This is a genomic window from Nonomuraea sp. NPDC050451 (assembly GCF_044458585.1).
Window position 1 is genome coordinate 281,750 of record NZ_JBITHZ010000004.1, and the last position, 20,316, is coordinate 302,065.

Consider the following 20,316-nt stretch of genomic DNA (forward strand, 5'->3'; position numbering starts at 1 on the left):
GCTCCACCGCATAGGGGAGCGGCGGCCGGTTCACCGGCCGCCGCCTCTGGCATGATCAGCTGCAGCCCTCGGCGGGCGGTGCCGCCTCTGACAACTTCAGGCCCTGGATGCCGCCGAACCACTTCTCCAGCAGCTGCTTCATGGTGCCGTTGTCCCACAGCTTCTTCACCGCGGTGTTGACGGCCTCACACGTCTTGGTGTCGCCCTTCTTCAGGCCGACGCCGTACTTCTCGTCCGTGAAGCCCTGACCGAGCACCTTGAAGTTGCCGCCGGCCTGCTTGGCGAAGCCCGCCAGGATCAGGTCGTCGGTGGTGACGGCGTCGAGGTTGCTGCCGGTCAGCTTCTGCACGCACTCGGAGTAGTTGGCCGCGTCGACGGTGGTGGCGTCGATGTCGAGCTTGCCGTCCGGCGGCGGGTCGGTGATCCGCTTGTAGGAGTTGGAGCCGGACGCCTTGCAGATCTTCTTGCCCTTGAGGTCCTGCGGGGCGTTGATCGCGGTGTCGTCCTTGCGGACCATCACGTCCTGGTGGGCGACGACGTAGGGGCCACCGAAGGTGACCTTGCCCTTGCGCTCCTCGGTGATGGAGTAGGTGGCGAAGATGATGTCGACCGTGCCGTTCTGGAGGAACGGCTCGCGGTTGGACGAGGCCGACTCCTTCCATTCGATCTGCGGGTCCTTGCCGCCGTTGATCTCCTTCAGCACGGCCTTGGCCACGTCGACGTCGAATCCCTCGGGACCGTTGGCCGCCTTCAGGCCCAGGCTCGGCTGGTCCCACTTGGTGCCGACGACGATCGTGCCGCCGTCCTTGACCTTGTCCACCACGTTCGCATAGGTCTTGCCCCCGCCGCCGCAGGCGGTCAGACCGGCGGCGAGTGCCGCTAGCGAGAGCACTGCTCCCGTTCGACGCATGTGCATGTAAACCTGCCTCAATGATCAGTGCGTGAGGATCTTGGAAAGAAAGTCACGCGCCCGGTCGGTCTGCGCGTTGGTGAAGAACTCGTCGGGGGTGTTCTCCTCCACGATCTGGCCGTCGGCCATGAAAACCACCCTATTGGCGGCTCTCCGGGCGAAGCCCATCTCGTGGGTGACGACCATCATGGTCATCCCGTCGCGAGCCAGCCCGATCATGACATCGAGCACCTCCTGCACCATCTCGGGGTCCAGTGCGGAGGTCGGCTCGTCGAACAGGATCATCTTCGGCTCCATGGCCAGCGCCCTGGCGATGGCGACGCGCTGCTGCTGGCCACCGGAGAGCTGGGCCGGATATTTGTCCGCCTGCGCCGCGATACCCACGCGCTCGAGCAGTTCCATCGCCCGCTTGTTGGCCGCGTCCTTCGAGACGCCGCGCACCTTGAGAGGGCCGAGCGTGACGTTGTCACGGATGGTCTTGTGCGCGAACAGGTTGAACGACTGGAAGACCATGCCCACTTCGGAACGAAGCTTCGCCAGCGCCTTGCCCTCCTGGGGGAGCACCTGGCCGTCAAAGATGATCTGCCCCTCGCTGATCGTCTCCAGACGGTTGATCGTGCGGCAGAGCGTGGACTTGCCTCCGCCCGAGGGACCGATAACGACCAGAACTTCGCCGCGGGAGACGGTCAGGTTTATGTCCTTCAGGACGTGCAACGCCCCAAAGTGTTTGTTGACGTTCTCCAACCGTACGAGTGGAGCGTCGTTACCGTTCTCCGTCATGGGTCAAACCGTAGAGTGCTCCAGAGCGCTGGTCACTAACCAAGCGGTACCGATCCGATCACATCATGCCACCAAGCTGGCCTTTTAGCGCAGTCGGGACTGTCCGGAGCCAGACAGCGACTACCCTTGAACATGCCATGACTGTGACCCAGGAGGGCGCCCGCACATACGAAGTGCGCACATACGGGTGCCAGATGAACGTGCACGACTCCGAGCGGCTGTCCGGTCTGCTGGAGGACGCCGGCTACGTGCCCGCCCCCGAGGGCGAGACCGCCGATGTTGTCGTGTTCAACACGTGCGCCGTGCGGGAAAACGCCGACAACCGCCTCTACGGCAACCTCGGCCATCTCCGCCCCGCCAAGGTGAGCAACCCGCGCATGCAGATCGCGGTGGGCGGCTGCCTGGCGCAGAAGGACCAGGGCGAGATCGTCCGCAAGGCGCCGTGGGTCGACGTGGTCTTCGGCACCCACAACATCGGCTCGCTGCCGGTGCTGCTGGAGCGGGCCCGCATCGAGGGCGAGGCGCAGGTCGAGCTGAAGGAGTCGCTGGAGGTCTTTCCCTCCACGCTGCCCACCAAGCGCGAGTCCGCCTACGCCGCCTGGGTGGCCATCTCGGTCGGCTGCAACAACACGTGCACCTTCTGCATCGTGCCGTCGCTGCGCGGCAAGGAGAAGGACCGCCGCCCCGGTGACATCCTCGCCGAGGTGCAGACGCTGGTCGGCCAGGGTGTCCTCGAGGTCACGCTGCTGGGCCAGAACGTCAACACCTACGGCGTCGAGTTCGGCGACCGCCTGGCCTTCGGCAAGCTCCTGCGCTCGTGCGGCACGATCGACGGCCTGGAGCGCGTGCGCTTCACGTCTCCCCATCCGGCGGCCTTCACCGACGACGTGATCGCCGCCATGGCCGAGACCCCCAACGTCATGCACCAGCTCCACATGCCGCTGCAGTCGGGCTCCTCGCAGGTCCTGCGCGCGATGCGCCGCTCCTACCGGGCGGAGCGCTACCTCGGCATCATCGAGCGGGTGCGCGCGGCGATGCCCGACGCGGCCATCTCGACCGACATCATCGTCGGCTTCCCGGGGGAGACGGAAGAGGACTTCCAGGCCACGCTCGACGTGGTCCGCCAGAGCCGCTTCGCCAACGCCTTCACCTTCCAGTACTCCATCCGCCCCGGCACCCCGGCGGCCACCATGCCCGACCAGGTGCCCAAGGAGGTCGTGCAGGAGCGCTACGAGCGGCTCGTGGCCCTGCAGGAGGAGATCTCCTGGGAGGAGAACAAGAAGCAGGTGGGGCGCACGCTGGAGGTGCTGGTCGCCGAGGGCGAGGGCCGCAAGGACGACGCCACCCGCCGCCTGTCGGGCCGCGCGGCCGACAACCGCCTGGTCCACTTCGCGGTCGGCGCCGAGACGCCGCGGCCCGGTGACATGGTCACGGTCGAGGTCACGTACGCGGCTCCGCACCACCTGGTGGCCGACGGCCCGGTGGCGACGGTCCGGCGCACGAGGGCCGGCGACGCCTGGGAGTCCCGCCAGGGCGGCGCGCAGCCCGCGCCGGGGGTGCTGCTGGGCATGCCCACCATCGGCCGCCCTGCCCCTGCCCCCGCCGCCCCTTCCGGAGCCTGCTCGGCCCACTGAGCGCCGCCCTGGATCCCCGTCAGTGGGGGAGACGGTTGAGGTAGGCGTAGCAGGGCTGGCGGCGGAAGTCGTGGAACGTGGCGCAGGGGTCGACGCCTCCTGAGATCGCCGGCGGCGGGTCCGCGCGCCGGTCCGGCTCCGGGGCGGAGCGCACCTGGGGCGGTGCCTGGGGAGTGGGTGAGCTCGCCGGTGGAGGTACGGCCACCTCGGCCCGGGGTGGCGCCGAGCGCTGTGGGGCCGTTCTCGCGGGCGATGGCGGCGCGGCGACGGAGGCGGGAGGCCGCGTCGTGGGGGCGAGCCGGTCCGGGACGGGCGCCGGAGGGAGCGGCGGGTCGCCGTAGACCGATGCCAGTGGGCCCGGGTCGAGGGACGGTACGTCGTACGTCGACGCCCCTGGTGAGGGGACGGCCTGGATCCAGGAGAGCGGCTCCAGGGCGGCTTCTTGGAACGATCCATGCGATTGGCTCGGGCTCGGCGTCACATGAGGGGAATGCGATCTTGGGGAAAGCGGGCTTTTCTGATCGAATTCCGGCGGGCTTTGCGCCGGCCGTTCGGTGGAGTTGGTAAATGCCAGGAATATGCCCGCGATCGCGGTCGCGAGCACCCCGGCGACTCCGGCGACCGGTGCGAGGTGGGCGTGGCGACCTGGGTAAACGGATCCACGGGGGGACATGTCGTGATTCCTTTGTGATTGGTGTGCGAGCATTCATCCGTTGCGGCTAGTGTGGTCCATCACCCGCGGAAGCCGGTTAGCTTTCGCCGATACGACCGCAGGGAGCTGCACCACCATGCGAGATCCGATCGAGCCGGATCGTCACGAGATCCTGTCCGGGCCCGGGGACACCCGCCTGGCGGACAAACCCCCGAAGAGCACGAAGAAGACCATCGCCATCGCCGCTTCGGCGCTCGTCGCCGTGCTCGCGGCGGGCGGCGTCGGCTACATGCTGGCCGCGAACCCCGCCGGGACCGTCCAGCCGGGCGGCGCCCGTCCCGCGCCCGCCCAGAGCACCGCGGGGAACGAGGACCTCGGAGGCGACGACGACGCCACCATGGGCGACGCCACCACCGACGCCCCCGAGGACGACACGGCGGCCGACGCCCCCGACGACGGCAGCATGGGCGACGCCGCCCCCGACCTGGGCACGGGCGACGAGCCCACGGACAGCAAGGGCAGCGAATCCTCCAAGGGCGGCAAGCGGCCCGCCACGACGTCCCCCACCAAGTCAGCCACCGCCGGTCCGGCGCAGCCGGCGGACGGTGACAACCCCGCCGACGGTCCGGCGGGTGAGCTCAGCGGCCAGTGCTCCAAGAGCGGCTGCTGAGCCGAGTCCGGTCAAGTGGCTCGGCATTTATCGGTGGCATTGGACCTACGGCGAGAGCCGCCCCGGTCCGTAGGGTCGGGCCATGACGACTGACAGAGCCTCCACCCTGCGCGCGCTGCACGTGCCGGGAGATCCCGTGATCCTGCCGAACGCCTGGGACGCCGCCTCCGCCCTGGCCGTGCGGGAGGCCGGGTTCCCCGCCGTGGCCACTAGCAGCGCCGCCGTCGCCCGGGTCCTGGGATACGAGGACGGTGAGCGGACGCCGGTCGGCGAGATGATGGCGGCCGTCGCCCGCATCGCCAGGGTCGTGGACGCGCCCGTCACCGCCGACATCGAGCGCGGCTACGGGCTCAAGCCCGCCGAGCTGGTCGAACGCCTGCTCGCCACCGGAGCCGTGGGCTGCAACCTGGAGGACTCCAGGGCCGGCGAGCTGGTCGATCCCGGCGAGCAGGCGGACTTCCTGGCCGAGGTCCGGGCGGCGGCGGGGCAGGCGCTGGTGATCAACGCGAGGGTCGACACCTACCTGATCGGCCCGAAGACGCGCGAGGCCGCGCTGGAGCGCGGGCGGCGGTATCTGGCGGCGGGGGCCGACTGCGTGTACCCGATCGGGCTGGCCGACGAGGACGGGATCCGGGCGCTGGTGAGCGAGCTGGGCGCGCCGGTGAACGTCTACGTCCGGCCCGGCGCTCCGGAGCCGGCGCGGCTGGCCGAGCTCGGCGTGGGCCGGATCAGCTTCGGCAGCGGGCTGCACCAGGCCGTCCACGTCTACGCCCAGGGCCTGTTCGCGAAGGTCAGGGCAGGTCGTAGTCCGTACTGAGCCGGCCGCCGCGTACGCTTGCCCCGTGCTTGTCGCCGCGGCCGTCTGCCCGCCCACTCCGCTGATCACCCTCCAGCTCGACGACCTGCGCTCGGCCTGTCACGCGGCGATCGCCGCGCTGCGCGACGCCCGCCCCGACGCGTTGATCGTGGTGGGCGGCGCGGATAGGGCGGCCGCGTACGGAGGGCAGGCGGCGGGCACCCTCCGGCCGTGGGGGATGGACGTCACGGCCGGCCGCGCGGACCCTGTGCTCCCGCTGTCCCTGACCGTGGGCCGCTGGCTGCTGGGCGACCGCGCCCCGGACGGCTTCCAGTCCGTCGCGCTCGACGCGCCGAGCGAGGACTGCCTCCTATTGGGCGAAAAACTAGGAAAAATCGCCCAAAAGGTGGCATTGCTGGTCATGGCCGATGGCTCCGCCTGTCTCAGCCCGAGGGCCCCCGGCAAGTACGACGAGGCCGCGGGGCCGTACAACCGCCTGATCGCGAACGCCGTCGCCCAGGCCGACCCCGGCGCCCTCGCCGCGCTCGACTCCGCGCACGCGGACCGGCTGTGGGTCGGCGGGCGGGCCGCCCTCCAGGTGCTGGCCGGCGCGGCCGGCGCGCAGCGGTTCGAGGGCCGCCTGCTCATGGAGACGGCCCCCTACGGGGTGGGCTACTTCGCCGGCCTGTGGACCTGACGCCGCGGCACCGGGATCTTCATCAGGTCGCGGGCGAGCACGACCTCTCCGTCGAAGTGCCGTCGCACCTCGGCCACGAACGCCGGCTCGTCGGCGAACCCGTACCGCTCGGAGAAGTGCGTCAGCACCAGCCTGCGCACCCCCGCGTCCGCCGCCACCAGCCCCGCCTCGAACGCCGTCAGGTGCCCGTACTCCTTGGCCAGCGCGCTCTCCGACGACAGGAACGTGCACTCGATCACCAGCAGGTCCACCCCCGAGGCCAGCTCGAACACGGTGTCGCAGAGCCGCGTGTCCATGACGAACGCCGCGCTCTGCCCCGGCCTGGGCACGCTGCACTGGTCGAGCGTGACGCCGCGCACGGAGCCGGTGCGCTGGAGCTCGCCGACCTCCGGGCCGCGGATGCCGTACGCGGCGAGCCGGTCGGGCAGCATCGTGCGGCCGGACGGCTCCTGGACGCGGTAGCCGTACGACTCGACGGGGTGAGACAGGCGGCGCGCGGTCAGCGCGCCGACGGTGGCCAGGTCGCCGGAGAGCGGGTGCTCGGAGATCACCGAGGTGTCGGCGAAGGCGGCGGCGTGGCGGAGCCTGCGCCAGTATTCGGTGCCGGAGCCGGGGAAGACCGCGCGCACCGGGTGCCTGACCTTGTCGCGCGCGATGCGCTGCACGATCCCGGGCACGCCCAGGCAGTGGTCGCCGTGGAAGTGCGTGACGCAGATCCAGTGCACGTCGTTGGCGCTGACCCCGGCGTGCAGCATCTGCCGCTGCGTGCCCTCGCCGGGGTCGAAAAGGAAGCCTTGTCCATCCCAGCGCAGAAGGTACCCGTTGTGGTTACGGTGTCGGGTAGGAACCGCGCTGGAAGTGCCCAGCACCACCAACTCACGTGAGGACATGATGACCACAGTCGCGTTCGCCGAGGTGCCGACGCCGGTTGGGCCGTTCGTGCTGGCCGTCACCGAGGTCGGGCTCGTCGCGTCGGGCTGGAGGTCCCGTCCGCGGCTGGACGAGCGGCTCGCCCTGGCTGAAGTCCATGATTCGGATCGTACGGCCTTCGTGGTCGCCGAGTTGAACGCTTATTTCGCCGGCGAACTGAAGGCCTTCGAGACGCCGGTGGACTGGCGGCTGATGTCCGGCTCGCGGCTGCGGGTGCTCCAGACGCTGCACAAGGTCCCGTACGGCACCGCCGTCACGTACGGCGAACTGGCCACACGCAGCGGCTCCAGCGTGCCCGCCCGCGGCATCGGCTCGATCATGGGCTCCAACCCCATCCCCATCATCGTGCCCTGCCACCGCGTGATCGCGGGCAACGGCCTGGGCGGGTTCAGCGGCGGCGAGGGCGTGGAGACCAAGCGCTGGCTGCTCACCCACGAGGGATACCTGCAACCGACACTCCTCGACCTCTAGCAGACTTGTTCTTGTGCGCCAGCAGCCAGTCATCGCCGTCGTGGGCCCCACGGCGGCCGGGAAGTCCGACCTCGCCGTGGACATCGCGCTCCGCCTCGGGGGCGAGTGCGTCAACGCCGACTCCATGCAGCTCTATCGCGGCATGGACATCGGCACGGCCAAGCTCACCCCCGCCGAGCAGCGCGGGGTCCCGCACCACCTGCTGGACGTCTGGGACGTCACGGTCACGGCCAGCGTGGCCGAATACCAGAAGCTGGCCAGGCAGGTCATCGACTCCGTCGAGGCGCCCGTGCTGGTCGGCGGCAGCGGCCTGTACGTGCGGGCGGCCATCGACGAGCTGGAGTTCCCCGGCACCGACCCGGAGATCAGGGCCAGGCTGGAGGGCGAGCTGGCCGAGCGCGGCCCCGCCCCGCTCTACGAGCGCCTGCGCGACCTCGACCCGGTGGCCGCGGCGGCGATCCTGCCGAGCAACGGCCGCCGCATCGTCCGCGCGCTGGAGGTGATCGAGCACTCCGGGCGCCCGTTCTCGGCCACCATGCCCGGCTACGACGCCGTCTACCCGAGCGTGCAGATCGGCCTCGACGTGCCCAGGCCGGAGCTGGACGAGCGGATCGCGCTCAGGGTCGAGCGCATGTGGCAGGCGGGCCTGGTCGAGGAGGTGCGGGGGCTGCTCGGGCAGGGCCTGGCCGAGGGCCGCACGGCGAGCCGCGCCCTCGGATACGCCCAGGTCATCCGCTTCCTGGAGGGCGAGTGGAGCGAGGAGCAGGCGATCGCGGAGACCGTCAGGACCACCAGGCGCTTCGCCCGCCGCCAGGAGTCGTGGTTCCGCCGCGATCCCAGGGTGTGCTGGCTGCCGTACGACGCGCCGGATCTTCTCGATCGGTCCCTGGCGCTAATCTCCGCAAACCCGTTCGCATAAGCTTGTAAAATGCGGTTTCTTAAGGGGCACGGCACCGAGAACGACTTCGTCATCCTTCCCGACCCTGGCGGAGAGGCGGGCGTGACCGCCTCGCTCGTCGCCAAGATCTGCGACAGGAGAGCCGGCATAGGGGCTGACGGCGTGCTGGTGGTGACGCGCACCAAGGAGAGCCCTGAGGTGGCCGAGCACGCCGCCGTGGCCGAGTGGTTCATGGACTACCGCAACGCCGACGGCAGCGTGGCCGAGATGTGCGGCAACGGCGTGCGCGTGTTCGCCCGCTACCTGCTCGACGAGGGGCTGGAGAAGTCCGGCGAGTTCATGCTGGCCACCAGGGGCGGCGTACGCAGGGTCCGCGTCGAGCCCAACGGCGACATCACCGTCGACATGGGCAAGCCCGTCGTCCGTGGCGAGAGCGTGGCGACCGTCGGCGGCCAGGAATACCCGGGGCTCCACGTCGACATGGGCAACCCCCACCTGGCCTGCGCCATCGGCGACCCCGTCGCCCAGCTCGACCTCCACTACCAGCCGGGCTTCGACACCGGCGTCTTTCCCGGCGGGGTCAACATCGAGCTGTTCAACCCCGTCGGCACCAGCCGCGCGGTCATGCGCGTCCACGAGCGCGGCTGCGGGGAGACCCGCTCGTGCGGCACCGGCACGGTGGCCACGGCCGTCGCCGCCGCGGCCCTGACGGGTGAGACCACCGGCACCTGGACGGTCGAGGTGCTCGGCGGCACGCTGACCGTCGTCCTGGACGAGGAGACGAGCTATCTTTCGGGTCCCGCGGTCATCGTGGCCCGCGGCGAGCTGATGCTTGCAGAATAATGTTCTCTTGAGGGATGCTGGGTCCACTTCGCGAACTGAGAGGTGGACCATGGCTGACCCACGCACCACCGCGACGCAGGTAAAAGCGGCGATCGGCCAGTACGGCGGCGGGTTCATGATCTCCAGAGAGGCCAAGGCCGTCTGCGAGGAGCACGGACTCGGCGCCCGCGAGCTCTACTTCCGGGGTCGCTGCGGCGTGCTCGGCGAGTGCGACGCCGACGTCGTCAATTCGGTCGTCGTCTTCTTCCCGCCCGAGCACGTCGAGCAGAGCTGGAACGGCGGCCGCAAGCTCCCCGTCGAGCAGGCCGTCGAGCTGTACGCCGAGGTCTGCAGGGCCTGGGGCCGGCGCAAGCTGGGCGGCTACGACGGCTGCGCGAGGCTCGCGGAGCTGCTCCAGAGGGTCGCCGAAGGCGCCCAGTGCGCGGGCGTCCCGCTGTTCGCGGGCTGGCGGGCCGTGCCGCTGCCCGACGACCCGCCCGCGCGGGCCGTGCAGCTCATGCACGTCGTACGCGAGCTGCGCGGCGGACTGCACGCCAACGCCGTGATCGCGGCCGGCCTGCACCCGCTGGAGGCCACGCTCGCGAGCGGCCACGACGCGACACCGTTCGGGGCCACCACGGGAGAGATGATCGCCAAGTTCTTCCAGTGGCCCGAGCCGTACGCCACGCCGGGCCCGGAGGTCGTGGCGCGCCGCGCGGCGGTGGAGGAGACGACGGACGACCTGATGGCATCGGCATTTTCGGTCCTTGACAGCAGCGAAACGGACGAGCTGATCGGCCTTCTGCGTTTTGGGGACGCTCGTTGACCTGGCAGACTGGCTGCCCATGGACGTGGACATCTGGGCCTGGGTCGGCGAAACCCAGCAGCAGCTTTCCGAGGCGGGCAACGTTGGCCTCGCCATGGCGCTGGGAGACCTCCCCGCACAGGCCTACGAGGGCCGATATCCGCAGCTCGACGTCATGGCCCCGGCCATCGCGCAGCAGGCCGAGGCCCTTGAGCTGCCCTGGCTCGAGTTCTACGCCCGCTACTGGCACCTGATCGGCCGCATCGGCGACCGGGCGCAGGGCGCGGTCGCCCTCGACGACGCGCAGCAGCTGCTGACGTTCGCCCAGCGCGAAGACGTACGCGAATGCCCGGCCGCCCCGGCGGCGGTCGAGGCCCTCGCCATCGCCTGGGCCAACACCGATGGCCCCGGCTACGCGAGCGAGCGCCTGGAGGCGCTGGGAGCGCACATCGAGGGCATGAGCCCGGAGAAGTCCGCCTTCACCGGCCTCGTCACCCAGTACGTCGCCGCGCTCATCGACGCCGGCAAGCCGGGCGAGGCCGTGACCTACGCCGAGTCCGCCGTCGAGCGGCTGCGGGTCGCGGGCCGCGAGGCGAGCTGGGAGCTCGGCGCCGAGAGCGCCCGCGCGCTGCTCGCCGCGGGCCGCGCCGAGGACGCGCTCACCGCGCTGCAGGCCGCGGCCGAGTTCCAGGCCGACGACCCGGTGGCCAAGGAGCACCGCGACGGCGTGCGCCGGGCCCTGATCCTCGCCACCCTCGGCCGCACCGCCGAGGCCGTTGACGCGCTGCCCGACCTCGACGTGGTCGGCGAGCACCCGCGCGTGTTCGTGGAGTGGTCGCAGGCGGTCAGCAAGCTGGCCGGCTCGTCCCAGATCACCAACACCTGGCAGCTCGGCCGCGTGCTGCGCCAGTGGGTCGACTACTTCGGCATGATGGGCGGCTACCGCGCCCGCGTCGAGCTCGCGCTGGTCGCGGGCGACCTGGCCGTCGCCAGGCAGGGCGTGTGGCAGGCCAGGCTGCTGGCCGACCTGACCGAGTCCGCCGCCGCCGAGCTGCGCGAGACCGAGGGCATCGCCGAGCGGGTCGCGGCCCTGCGGGCCGCCGCCGACGCCGCCTCCGAGCCCGAGGCCCCGGGCCCGCTCAGCGAGCGGGTCGGCCTCTTCGACGCCGCCGACGGCTTCAACGCCGACCCGGAGCGGTGGGTCGGCTGGCTGGCGCCGCTGTCCGGGGAGGACCTGGAGGCCACTCGCCGCCACACCACCACGCTCGGCTTCCTCGGCTACCCGGCCACCGGCGCCGACATCTACTGGAAGATGCTGGTCGACACCGGCGCCATCGCCACCGCCGACTCCGACGACGTGGCCTACCTGACCACGCTGCTCGTCGAGGCCCGCCAGGACGAGCGGCTCGAGCAGATGGCCGCGATGCTGCCGCACGCCGCCCAGCACCTCACGCTGGCCCGACTGCACAGCGCGCGCGAGCGCTGGGAGGAGACGGTCGAGGCCGCCGAGCACGCCGTCGCGGCCGGCGCCGGGCTCGACGCCCGCCGCCTGCTGTCCGGCGCCGCCCAGCAGCTCGACGCCAACTCCAGGGCGGCGGAGGTGCTGCTGGAGGTGATCGACGAGCTCGCCGACGAGGACGTCTGGCGCATGATCGTCGTGGCCACCTCGGCGGAGGACTGGGAGACCGTACGCAAGGGCGCGGCCAAGATCGGCATGCCGATCAAGTCCAAGGAGGGCCCGATCGAGGAGGAGATGGGCCTCATCAGGCTCATCCTCCCCGCGCCCGACGGCGGCCAGCGCCAGGTGCTGTCCATCCGCACCGGCCCCGCCACGGCCCGGCTCGCCCTGCCGCAGCCGCGCGGCATGGACTACAACGCCGGCGACCTGGTCGTCTTCGACCCGCAGCTGCTGGAGCCGGTGCCCGACGACCCGCAGGAGCAGCAGAACTTCGTGCCGCCGTTCGCCGCGGTGCGGATCCTGCGGCCCGGCGGCTACACCAGCTACTTCTTCGACGGCGCCGCGCCGAGCGAGGAGGACTGGGCGGAGTTCACCGAGGTCATGGCCGAGCGTGGCTGGCCCATGTGGGTCTACAGCGACGAAAACTACACCATCACCCACCCTTCCACGGGGGAGCCGCTGCCCGGGGTGTTCGGCTGGGTCGCGGTCCCGCCGAACGTGTCGGCGTCGGAGGTCGACGCGCTGCTCGACGACGCCACGGAGCGGTGGGTGCACCCGCTGGCCTGGCTCGACCTGGCGCGCGAGATCGACGTCGAGGTCGAGCGGCACGAGCGGATCGTCAAGGAATACGGCCTCTGACGGCGACCGCCCCGACTTCGGGAGGGCGTCTGAGGACGGCGCCCCGGTCTCGGGACTGCGTCTGAGGACGGCGGCCCGGCCTCGGGAGGGCGTCACCCGAGCGTGGCGCCCTTCCCCGGGAAGCGGCGCGTGCAGGTGAGCGGGAAGGCGGGATGTGACGTGCTGGAGCGGTTCGCGCTCGACGGCAAGGTGGCCGTCGTCACCGGCGCGTCCTCGGGGCTGGGCGTCGCGTTCGCCCGTGGCCTCGCGGAGGCCGGCGCCGACGTCGTGATCGGCGCCCGGCGCGCCGACCGCCTGGAGGAGACGCGGCGGCTGGTCGAGGAGACCGGCCGCCGGTGCCTGGCCGTGCAGACGGACGTGGCGCGTCCGGAGGACTGCGACGCGCTGGCGGCCGCCGCCGTCGAGGCCATGGGTGCCGTCGACGTGCTGGTCAACAACGCCGGCATCGGCACCGCCGTGCCCGCGCTGCGGGAGACGCCCGAGGAGTTCCGGCAGGTCATCGACGTCAACCTGCTCGGCACGTACTGGATGGCCCAGGCGTGCGCGCGGGTGATGCGGCCCGGCTCGTCGATCGTGAACATCGGCAGCATCCTCGGCGAGACCACGGCCGGGCTGCCCCAGGCCGCCTACAGCGCCTCGAAGGCGGCGATCATCGGCCTCACCCGGGATCTCGCGCAGCAGTGGACCGGCCGGCGCGGCATCCGGGTCAACTGCCTGGAGCCGGGGTTCTTCCACTCGGAGATGACCGAGCAGTTCAAGCCCGGCTACGTGGAGGCGGTCGTCGAGTCCAGGGTGGTGATGAAGCGGCCGGGCGATCCGGCGGAGCTGGTGGCCGCGGCCGTCTTCCTGGCCAGTGACGCGGCCTCGTACATCACCGGGGTGACGCTTCCCGTGGACGGCGGAGTCCTGCTCACCTGACGCGGGCGGCTACGAGCCGAAGCGGGTCACCGGCCGGCCGGCCGAGCACTCGATCTCGAGCTCGACCTCCGTGCCCTCCTCCGGCTCGAACTCGACCTTGGCCGTGCGAGCGGGCCCCGGCTCGACCTGGTCCACCGAGTAGTTCTGGGCCGGGCTCCACGAGCGCAAGGTGACCAGGTCGCCCTCGCACGAGGCGATCACGGTGCCGCCCGCGGTGCGGATCAGCTTGCCCTGGGTTGTCTGCGGCGGCGTCCCCGTCGCCGCGGATGGCGTGCCGGTGGCGCGCTGGGTGGCGGTGTTCAGGGCGGCGCGGACCTCGGCCGGGCTGAGCACGTGGCCGGAGTCGCCGGTGAGGCCGGTGCCGAGCAGGGTGAGCACCGCCACGGCCGCGCTGGTGGCGGCGACGGCGGTGGCGGCCCAGGCCAGCACGAGTCTCTTCATGGTCGACAACCATCCCCCATGTACGGCTAACGCCAGGTTAAGGCGGTGCTAAGGCTGCTCGGGGCATCGTCATCGACCGTCTACGTTCTTGTACATGGCTGACATCCTGCTCATCGAGGACGACGTGGCGATCCGTACGGCGCTCAGCCGCGGGCTGCGCGATCTCGGTCACGCCGTTTCCTCGTCCCCGACAGCGCTGGACGGGCTGCGGCTGGCCGTGCAGGACCGTCCCGACCTGATCGTGCTCGACCTCGGCCTGCCGGATCTGGACGGGGTGGAGCTGCTGCGGATGTTGCGGGCGGTCAGCAAGGTGCCGGTCATCGTGGCGACCGCGCGTGACGGGGACGCCGAGATGGTGCCGGTGCTGGACGCGGGGGCCGACGACTACGTGGTCAAGCCGTACAGCGCGGCGCAGCTCGACGCGCGGGTGCGGGCCGTCCTGCGGCGGGCCGGAGGCTCGGCGCCGGAGCCGGCGCTGGCGGTGGGGGCGTTGCGGGTGGACCCGCGGGCGCGTACGGCCACGCTCGACGGGGCGGCGCTGGATCTGACGCCGCGCGAGTTCGACGTGCTGCACTATCTGGCCGCGCGGCCCGGCGAGGTGGTGACGAAACGGGAGCTGCTGACGGAGGTGTGGCAGCTGCCGTACGGGGGCGCGGACAAGACCGTGGACGTGCACCTGTCGTGGCTGCGCAGGAAGCTGGGCGAGACGGCCGCGGAGCCCCGCTACCTGCTCACGGTGCGCGGGGTCGGCGTCAAGCTGGTCGAGCCGTCATGACGCGCGCGACGGCAGCGGCGGGGACGCGGGATTCCTCCGGGACGGCGCCGCAGGGCGGAGGCCGGCCCGAGCGGAGGGGGCGGGCGTGAGGCGGTGGCTGGCGTTGCTGGTGGCGGCCACGACGTCCCTCGTGCTGATCGCGTTGCTGGTGCCGATGGCGCTGCTCATCCGGGCCGTGGCCGAGAACGGCGCGATGGGCAGGGCGACCGCCGCCGCCGAGTCCGTGGCGGTCGCGGTGGGCACGCCCGACCTGGAGCTGGCGATCGCGCAGGTGTCGCGTCCGGTGACGGTGTTCCTGCCGGGCGGGCGCACGGTGGGCGCGGCGGCACCCCGTACCGACGCGGTGCGCCTGGCCGCGACCGGGCGCAGCGTCACCGCCGTGGCCTCCGGCGGCAGGGAGGTGCTGGTCTCCGCGCAGTCGTCCGGGGGCACGGCGGTGATCAGGGTGTTCGTGCCGGACGCGGAGCTGATGAAGGGCGTCCGCGAGGCGTGGCTGGGGCTGCTCCTGCTGGGGATCGTGCTGGTGGTGCTGGGAATCGTCCTGGCGGACCGGCTGGCGCTGGCCGTCACGCGGCCGGTGGACGGGCTGGCACGGGTCTCGCACCGGCTGGCCGGGGGCGACCTGACGGCTCGGGCGGAGCCGGGCGGACCGCCCGAGGTGCGTTCGGTGGCGCTGGCGCTCAACCACCTGGCGGGGCGGATCGACGAGCTGCTGGTGGCGGAGCGGGAGTCGGTGGCCGACCTGTCGCACCGGCTGCGTACTCCGCTGACCGGCCTCAGGCTGGACGCCGAGTCGCTGCGGGACCCGGAGGAGGCGGCACGGCTGCGGGCCCGCGTGGACGCACTGGAACGGGCGGTGAGCGTCGTCATCACGGAGGCGCGGCGCCGCTCGGCCGGGCGCGCGTCGTGCGACGCGGCGGCGGTGGTGGGGGAGCGGGTGCGGTTCTGGTCGGTGCTGGCGGAGGACCAGTGCCGCGAGGTGTCGATCTCGCTGCCCGACGGGCCGCTGCCCGTCGCGGTGGGCGCCGAGGAGCTCGCGGCCTGCGTGGACGCCCTGCTCGGCAACGTGTTCGCGCACACCCCGGAAGGGGCCTCCATGGCGGTACGGCTCACGCCGCACGCGTCGGGGGCGGTGCTGGCGGTCGAGGACTCGGGGCCGGGCTTCGACCCGGAGCTGCTGGAACGGGGCAACAGCAGGGGCGGTTCGACCGGCCTCGGTCTCGACATCGCCCGCCGTACCGCCGAGTCCTCGGGCGGCCACCTGGCCGTCTCCACGCCAGAAGGCGGCGGCGCGCGGGTGGAGATGGTCTTAACGGCTCCTTAGCGCGCGATTATCGGCGATCGCGATTTCGTGGAGTCATGCAGATCACGAAGAAGTTCATCGTCGTCGGTGCCGGGATCGTCACGCTGGTCGCGGGCGGGGGCGTCGCCTTCGCCGCCACCGCGTCCACGGCCGCCGCCCCCAAGGTCACGGCCGAGCGGGCCATGGAGCTCGCCCACAAGGAGGTGGCGGGGGCCTGGGTCAGCGAGCTCGACTACCAGCGCAGGGGCACGCAGCCCGACGTGTGGGAGGTCGAGCTGACCAAGGGCACCGAACGGCACGAGCTGGACGTCGACGCGGCCACCGGCAAGGTCACCAAGCACCAGACGGACAAGGACGACGACGACCACGGCCACGACGACGACTGACGGAATCCCCCACGGCCACCGGCCCACCGCGCGCGGCGGTGGGCCTTGTGCCGTCAGCGGGTCATCTTCATGACGACCGGGCGGTGGTCGGACAGGGTGCTCGACAGGACGGAGCCGCTCGTGGTGGTGATGCCCCTGGTGTAGATGTAGTCGATGCGGGCGTCCCCGTGGGTCGGCGTGTTGGCGTACCTGGCGCCGGTGTCCACCCAGCCCGCGCTCACGAACTTCTTCGACAGCGCGTCCGTGGGCGGCGCGTTGAAGTCGCCGGTGAGGATCAGCGGGGACCGGGAGCCGAGGTAATTGCGCACCTTGTCCGCCTGGGCCTCGCGGCGGGCCACCGAGGTGGCCGACAGGCCGGGGGACAGGTGGGTGGTGAACACCGTGATCGTCGAGCCGCCGCCGAGGTCGAGCTTGGCCCCGGCCATGGAGCGGTTGACCGGGCAGGTCTCGAAGTCGCTGAGCGGGATCGTCACGCGCTCGAGGATCTTGAACGAGGACAGGATCGCGTTGCCCGCCTTGCCGGGCTGCGGATCGTCACAGGGGCCGGGGTTGTCGCCCGCGCCGAAGTGGGCGTTGGCCGTGATGTCCCAGCCGAGCTCGTCGGCTAACTGCTTGACCTGGTCGGCTTCCGGCTTGCGATGGATTTCCTGCACGGTCACGATGTTGGCGCCGCTGCTGCGGATCACTCCGGCGATGGCCTTCATGTCGGCGGTGTCGCCCGCGACGTTCCAGTCGAGGACCACCAGGTTCGTCGCGGCGTGCGCCGGGGCGGGCAGGGCGGTGGAGGCGAGCACCGTGACGGCTGCGGCCATCATCACTTTGATCCGTTTTGTCGCATGCATGCCGTCGGATCTTACGGACCGCGTGACTGTTCGTATAGATCTTCAGCAGCTCGACAGGATGCCCTCCATGGCGTCCTTCTCCGCCGACGTCACCCAGACGCCGTACTTCGACTTCACGTCGATCTGGCGGGCGATGTAGGTGCACCGGTACGACTTGCGCGGCGGCAGCCAGGTGGCGGCGTCGGAGTCGCTCTTCTGGCCGTTGAGGGGGCCGTCGACGGCCATGAGGTTCAGCGGGTCGTTGGCGAACTCCTTGCGCTTGTCCGCCGCCCACTGCTGCGCGCCCTTCTGCCAGGCGTCCGACAGCGGGATCACATGGTCGATCTGGACGGCGGTGCTGGTGTCCTGACCGCGCTTGAAGTTGATGGTCTTGCCGCTGTACGGGTCGTGCAGCGTGCCGCTCAGCACGATGCAGTCGTGGGTCCCGGCCTTGAACTTCTCGTCCACCAGGTCCCGCTTGAGTATGTCGTTACGGGTGTCGCAGCCGTTGTGGTCGACATCCGACCACGCCGGGCCGAACTTGTCCCGGTCGAACCCGGTCTTCGGCGCGCGGCCCTTGACCGTCAACTTGGCGAGCTTCTTGCGGGCGTCCGAGACGGACACCGAGTCAGATTTATCCGACTTATCGGTACCTGCTGAGGACTGCCCCTGCAGCCCGCCGCAGCCCGCCAGCACCGCCACCGTGGCCACACCGGCCATGAACGCCCGAACCCGCCGCCCCACGCCCACTCCCCAGACTTCGCCCTACCTCCGTAAAGTCTAGGTCAAGTGCCCATAAAAGGCCTTTCAACGCCTCCGGGGCGGCTACTTCAACATTTGATCTTTTCCATCCCGGGGTCGAACAGCGGCTCCTCGGCGACCACCGCGGGCACCCGGCGACCGAAGTAGGAAATGTCGACATGGGTCCCGGGCTCGGCGAGCTCGCTCGGCAGCCACGCGTACGCGATGGGCCGGTGGATGGTGTGCCCGTACGCCGCGCTCGTGACGTACCCGACCGTGCGCCCCGCGTGTCGCACCGGCTCCTTGCCCATGACCACCTCGGTGCTGAGCAGCGGCACCAGCCTGCGCATGACGTCGGCGGTCAGCGCGTCGCGGCCGATGAAGTCCTTGTCCGCCCTGACCGCGAAGCCCAGCCCGGCCTCGTACGGGTTGTGCTCGGTCGTCATGTCCACGCCCCAGAGCCGGTAGCCCTTCTCCAGCCGCAGGCTGCCGAACGCGGCCCGCCCGCCGGCGACCGCCATCTCGCGCGACCACAGCGTGTCCCAGAGCTTGAGCCCCAGGTCGGCGCTGGTGTAGAGCTCCCAGCCCAGCTCGCCCACATAGGAGACCCGCATCGCGAGCACCGGAACATGCCCGACATATCCGGACTTGCAGCTGAAGTAGCGGAAGCCCTGGTGCGACAGGTCCATGTCGGTGAGCGGCTGCACCAGCTCCCTCGCCTGCGGCCCCCACACGCCCACGCAGCACGTGCCCGGCGTCAGGTCGCGCACGCGCACCCCGCCGGGCGCGTGCCTGGTCAGCCAGTCGAGGTCGAGGTTGCCGTTCGCGCCCACCTGGAAGACGTCCTCCTCCAGCCGCGCCACCGTGAGGTCCGAGCGGATGCCGCCCTTGACGTCGAGCAGCAGCGTGTACGTGACCGAGCCGGGCTTCTTGTCCACGTTGTTCGTAGTCATGCGCTGCAGGAACGCCGCCGCCCCCGGCCCGCTGACCTCGATCCGCTTGAGCGGCGTCATGTCGTAGAGCGCCACCCGTTCCCTGGTGGCGTACGACTCGGCGGCGGCCACCGGCGACCAGTGGCGCGAGGCCCATTCGTCGCGTTGCGCCGCGCCCAGGAAGGGCTCGACGGCCATGCCCCGGGCCTCCTCCGGCACGTCCGGGGTCCTGCGGCGCCGTACGAGGTCCTCCAGGAGCGGCACGTTGGCCTCGAACCAGTGCGGTCGCTCCCACCCCGCCCCCTCCAGGAAGAAGGCGCCCAGCTCCCGCTGCCGCGCGTGGAACGGGCTGGTCCGCAGGGGCCGCGGCGACTCCATCGGCTGGAGCGGGTGGATGACGTCGTAGACCTCGACGAAGTTCTGCCTGCCGCGCTCCTCGACGAACGCGGGCGACAGCTGCGCCTGCTCGAACCTGCTCAGCTCACATTCGTGCAGGTCGAACCCGGAGCGCCCGTCCACCAGCACCTCGGCCAGCGCTCGCGCCACCCCGGCCGAGTGGGTCACCCAGACGGCCTCGGCCAGCCAGAACCCGTCGAGGTGCGGCGCCTCGCCGATCAGCGGGAACCCGTCGGGCGTGAAGGAGAAGATCCCATTGATGCCGTCCTCGTACTTGGACTCGGCGAGCGCGGGCAGCAGCTCGACCGCGTCCCGCCAGGCGGGGGCGAAGTCCTCCTCGGTGAACGCCCGCACCGACGGCATGACGGTGCCCTTGGGGCCGATCTCGTCCTGGGCGACCGGCATGGGCCGGTGGGAGTAGGAGCCGATGCCGATGCGGTCGCCGTGCCGGCGGAAGTACAGGTCGCGGTCCTGGTGGCGGAGGATGGGCCCCTCCGGCTGGGGAGGGAGGGGGCCCGACTTGGCGTACTGGTGGGCCAGCGGCAGCAGCGGCACCGTCAGCCCGGCCATCTTCCCGATCGAGGGCCCCCAGAAGCCCGCCGCGCACACCACCACGTCGGCGGGGATCGTCCGGTACTCGCCGGAGGTCACGACCGCGACGCCGGTGACCCGGCCGCCCTTCTGCTCGATGCCCACGACCGTGTGCCGCTCCAGGAATCTGGCGCCTCGTTCGGTGGCCCTCGCCGCCTGCGCCTGTCCGCACGCGACCGCGGCGGCCAGCCCGTCGGTCGGTACGTGGTACCCGCCGAGCACCCTGTCCCTGTCCAGCAGCGGCCACAGCTCGGCGCACCGCCCGGGGTCGATCAGGTGGCCCTCGACGCCCCACGACTCGGCCCAGCCGACCTTGCGGTGCAGGTCGGTCCAGCGTGCCGGGGTGGTGGCCACCTCCAGCCCGCCGACCTGGCGGAAGCACGACCCGCCGAGCCCGGTGTACTTCCGCACGGTGTAGGCGGCGAACTCGGTCATGGTCTTCGACGGGTTCGTCTGGAAGACCAGGCCGGGCGCGTGCGAGCTGGACCCGCCGGCGGCGAAGAGCGGCCCCTGGTCCACCACCGTGACGTCGGTCCACCCTCGCTCGGTGAGCTCGTCGGCGAGGGCGCAGCCCACGATTCCGGCTCCTACGATCACCAGACGGGGCCGACTCATGACGCCTCCGGTTTG

General features: G+C 71.3%; 20 protein-coding genes. 13 read left to right on the plus strand and 7 right to left on the minus strand.

Going from position 1 to position 20,316, the window contains the following annotated elements:
• Nucleotides 1–55: 55 nt before the first annotated feature.
• Both ACIBI9_RS16320 and ACIBI9_RS16325 read right to left on the minus strand, forming a co-directional pair.
• Nucleotides 56–892 carry a glutamate ABC transporter substrate-binding protein gene (locus tag ACIBI9_RS16320; protein ID WP_397222879.1) on the minus strand — a complete coding sequence of 279 codons (837 nt, stop codon included), beginning with the start codon at nucleotides 890–892 and terminating at the stop codon, nucleotides 56–58.
• A 42-nt stretch (nucleotides 893–934) separates the two neighbouring features.
• Nucleotides 935–1,690, minus strand: a complete 756-nt coding sequence (locus ACIBI9_RS16325; RefSeq protein WP_397222880.1) for an amino acid ABC transporter ATP-binding protein — start codon at nucleotides 1,688–1,690, stop codon at nucleotides 935–937.
• Nucleotides 1,691–1,827: 137 nt separating this feature from the next.
• On the opposite strand from ACIBI9_RS16325, the gene miaB reads away from it, so the two are divergent.
• The 4 genes from miaB to ACIBI9_RS16345 all read left to right on the plus strand — a co-directional run bounded on the left by miaB (nucleotide 1,828) and on the right by ACIBI9_RS16345 (nucleotide 6,139).
• Complete coding sequence (gene miaB / locus ACIBI9_RS16330; protein WP_397222881.1) at nucleotides 1,828–3,324, plus strand: tRNA (N6-isopentenyl adenosine(37)-C2)-methylthiotransferase MiaB; 1,497 nt, start codon at nucleotides 1,828–1,830, stop codon at nucleotides 3,322–3,324.
• 788 nt (nucleotides 3,325–4,112) lie between these two features.
• Entirely contained in the window at nucleotides 4,113–4,646 is a 534-nt protein-coding gene (locus ACIBI9_RS16335; protein WP_397222882.1) for a hypothetical protein, read from the plus strand.
• 82 nt (nucleotides 4,647–4,728) lie between these two features.
• Entirely contained in the window at nucleotides 4,729–5,463 is a 735-nt protein-coding gene (locus tag ACIBI9_RS16340; RefSeq protein ID WP_397222883.1) for an isocitrate lyase/phosphoenolpyruvate mutase family protein, read from the plus strand.
• A gap of 25 nt (nucleotides 5,464–5,488) precedes the next feature.
• Entirely contained in the window at nucleotides 5,489–6,139 is a 651-nt protein-coding gene (locus ACIBI9_RS16345) for a hypothetical protein (RefSeq protein WP_397222884.1), read from the plus strand.
• On the opposite strand, the gene ACIBI9_RS16350 is transcribed toward ACIBI9_RS16345, so the two are convergent.
• The gene (locus tag ACIBI9_RS16350) at nucleotides 6,115–7,029 is read right to left on the minus strand and encodes a ribonuclease Z (protein WP_397222886.1); all 915 of its coding nucleotides are present in this window, start codon (nucleotides 7,027–7,029) and stop codon (nucleotides 6,115–6,117) included. The two genes, ACIBI9_RS16345 and ACIBI9_RS16350, sit on opposite strands and share 25 nt — an antisense overlap.
• Here ACIBI9_RS16350 and ACIBI9_RS16355 point away from each other — a divergent pair.
• The 6 genes from ACIBI9_RS16355 (at nucleotide 7,028) to ACIBI9_RS16380 (ending at nucleotide 13,300) form a co-directional block, all read left to right on the plus strand.
• Nucleotides 7,028–7,540: a methylated-DNA--[protein]-cysteine S-methyltransferase gene (locus tag ACIBI9_RS16355; protein ID WP_397222887.1), complete on the plus strand. Its 513-nt coding sequence runs from the start codon at nucleotides 7,028–7,030 to the stop codon at nucleotides 7,538–7,540. The two genes, ACIBI9_RS16350 and ACIBI9_RS16355, sit on opposite strands and share 2 nt — an antisense overlap.
• Nucleotides 7,541–7,553: 13 nt before the next feature.
• Nucleotides 7,554–8,459, plus strand: coding sequence for a tRNA (adenosine(37)-N6)-dimethylallyltransferase MiaA (gene miaA / locus ACIBI9_RS16360; RefSeq protein WP_397222888.1), 906 nt, complete (start codon nucleotides 7,554–7,556; stop codon nucleotides 8,457–8,459).
• A gap of 9 nt (nucleotides 8,460–8,468) precedes the next feature.
• Nucleotides 8,469–9,281 carry a diaminopimelate epimerase gene (gene dapF, locus ACIBI9_RS16365; protein ID WP_397222890.1) on the plus strand — a complete coding sequence of 271 codons (813 nt, stop codon included), beginning with the start codon at nucleotides 8,469–8,471 and terminating at the stop codon, nucleotides 9,279–9,281.
• Nucleotides 9,282–9,330: 49 nt separating this feature from the next.
• Nucleotides 9,331–10,086, plus strand: a complete 756-nt coding sequence (locus tag ACIBI9_RS16370; RefSeq protein ID WP_397222891.1) for a hypothetical protein — start codon at nucleotides 9,331–9,333, stop codon at nucleotides 10,084–10,086.
• A gap of 19 nt (nucleotides 10,087–10,105) precedes the next feature.
• A complete protein-coding gene (locus ACIBI9_RS16375) occupies nucleotides 10,106–12,382 on the plus strand; it encodes a tetratricopeptide repeat protein (protein WP_397222892.1) in 2,277 nt (758 codons plus the stop codon).
• Between the two features lie 102 nt (nucleotides 12,383–12,484).
• On the plus strand, nucleotides 12,485–13,300 hold the full coding sequence (locus ACIBI9_RS16380; RefSeq protein WP_397222893.1) for an SDR family NAD(P)-dependent oxidoreductase: 816 nt from the start codon (nucleotides 12,485–12,487) through the stop codon (nucleotides 13,298–13,300).
• 9 nt (nucleotides 13,301–13,309) lie between these two features.
• Here ACIBI9_RS16380 and ACIBI9_RS16385 read toward each other — a convergent pair whose 3' ends face one another.
• Entirely contained in the window at nucleotides 13,310–13,741 is a 432-nt protein-coding gene (locus ACIBI9_RS16385; RefSeq protein ID WP_397222895.1) for a hypothetical protein, read from the minus strand.
• A 94-nt stretch (nucleotides 13,742–13,835) separates the two neighbouring features.
• On the opposite strand from ACIBI9_RS16385, the gene ACIBI9_RS16390 reads away from it, so the two are divergent.
• The 3 genes from ACIBI9_RS16390 to ACIBI9_RS16400 all read left to right on the plus strand — a co-directional run bounded on the left by ACIBI9_RS16390 (nucleotide 13,836) and on the right by ACIBI9_RS16400 (nucleotide 16,205).
• Nucleotides 13,836–14,516 carry a response regulator transcription factor gene (locus ACIBI9_RS16390; protein ID WP_397222896.1) on the plus strand — a complete coding sequence of 227 codons (681 nt, stop codon included), beginning with the start codon at nucleotides 13,836–13,838 and terminating at the stop codon, nucleotides 14,514–14,516.
• Nucleotides 14,517–14,601: 85 nt separating this feature from the next.
• The gene (locus ACIBI9_RS16395) at nucleotides 14,602–15,840 is read left to right on the plus strand and encodes an ATP-binding protein (protein WP_397222897.1); all 1,239 of its coding nucleotides are present in this window, start codon (nucleotides 14,602–14,604) and stop codon (nucleotides 15,838–15,840) included.
• Between the two features lie 35 nt (nucleotides 15,841–15,875).
• A complete protein-coding gene (locus ACIBI9_RS16400; RefSeq protein WP_397222898.1) occupies nucleotides 15,876–16,205 on the plus strand; it encodes a PepSY domain-containing protein in 330 nt (109 codons plus the stop codon).
• 53 nt (nucleotides 16,206–16,258) lie between these two features.
• Here the strand turns inward: ACIBI9_RS16400 and ACIBI9_RS16405 are convergent, their stop codons facing one another.
• The 3 genes from ACIBI9_RS16405 to ACIBI9_RS16415 form a co-directional block, all read right to left on the minus strand.
• A complete protein-coding gene (locus tag ACIBI9_RS16405) occupies nucleotides 16,259–17,047 on the minus strand; it encodes an endonuclease/exonuclease/phosphatase family protein (protein WP_397222899.1) in 789 nt (262 codons plus the stop codon).
• 42 nt (nucleotides 17,048–17,089) lie between these two features.
• The gene (locus tag ACIBI9_RS16410) at nucleotides 17,090–17,770 is read right to left on the minus strand and encodes an HNH endonuclease family protein (RefSeq protein ID WP_397222900.1); all 681 of its coding nucleotides are present in this window, start codon (nucleotides 17,768–17,770) and stop codon (nucleotides 17,090–17,092) included.
• A gap of 86 nt (nucleotides 17,771–17,856) precedes the next feature.
• Nucleotides 17,857–20,301, minus strand: coding sequence for an FAD-dependent oxidoreductase (locus ACIBI9_RS16415; RefSeq protein WP_397222901.1), 2,445 nt, complete (start codon nucleotides 20,299–20,301; stop codon nucleotides 17,857–17,859).
• Between the last annotated feature and the right edge of the window lie 15 nt (nucleotides 20,302–20,316).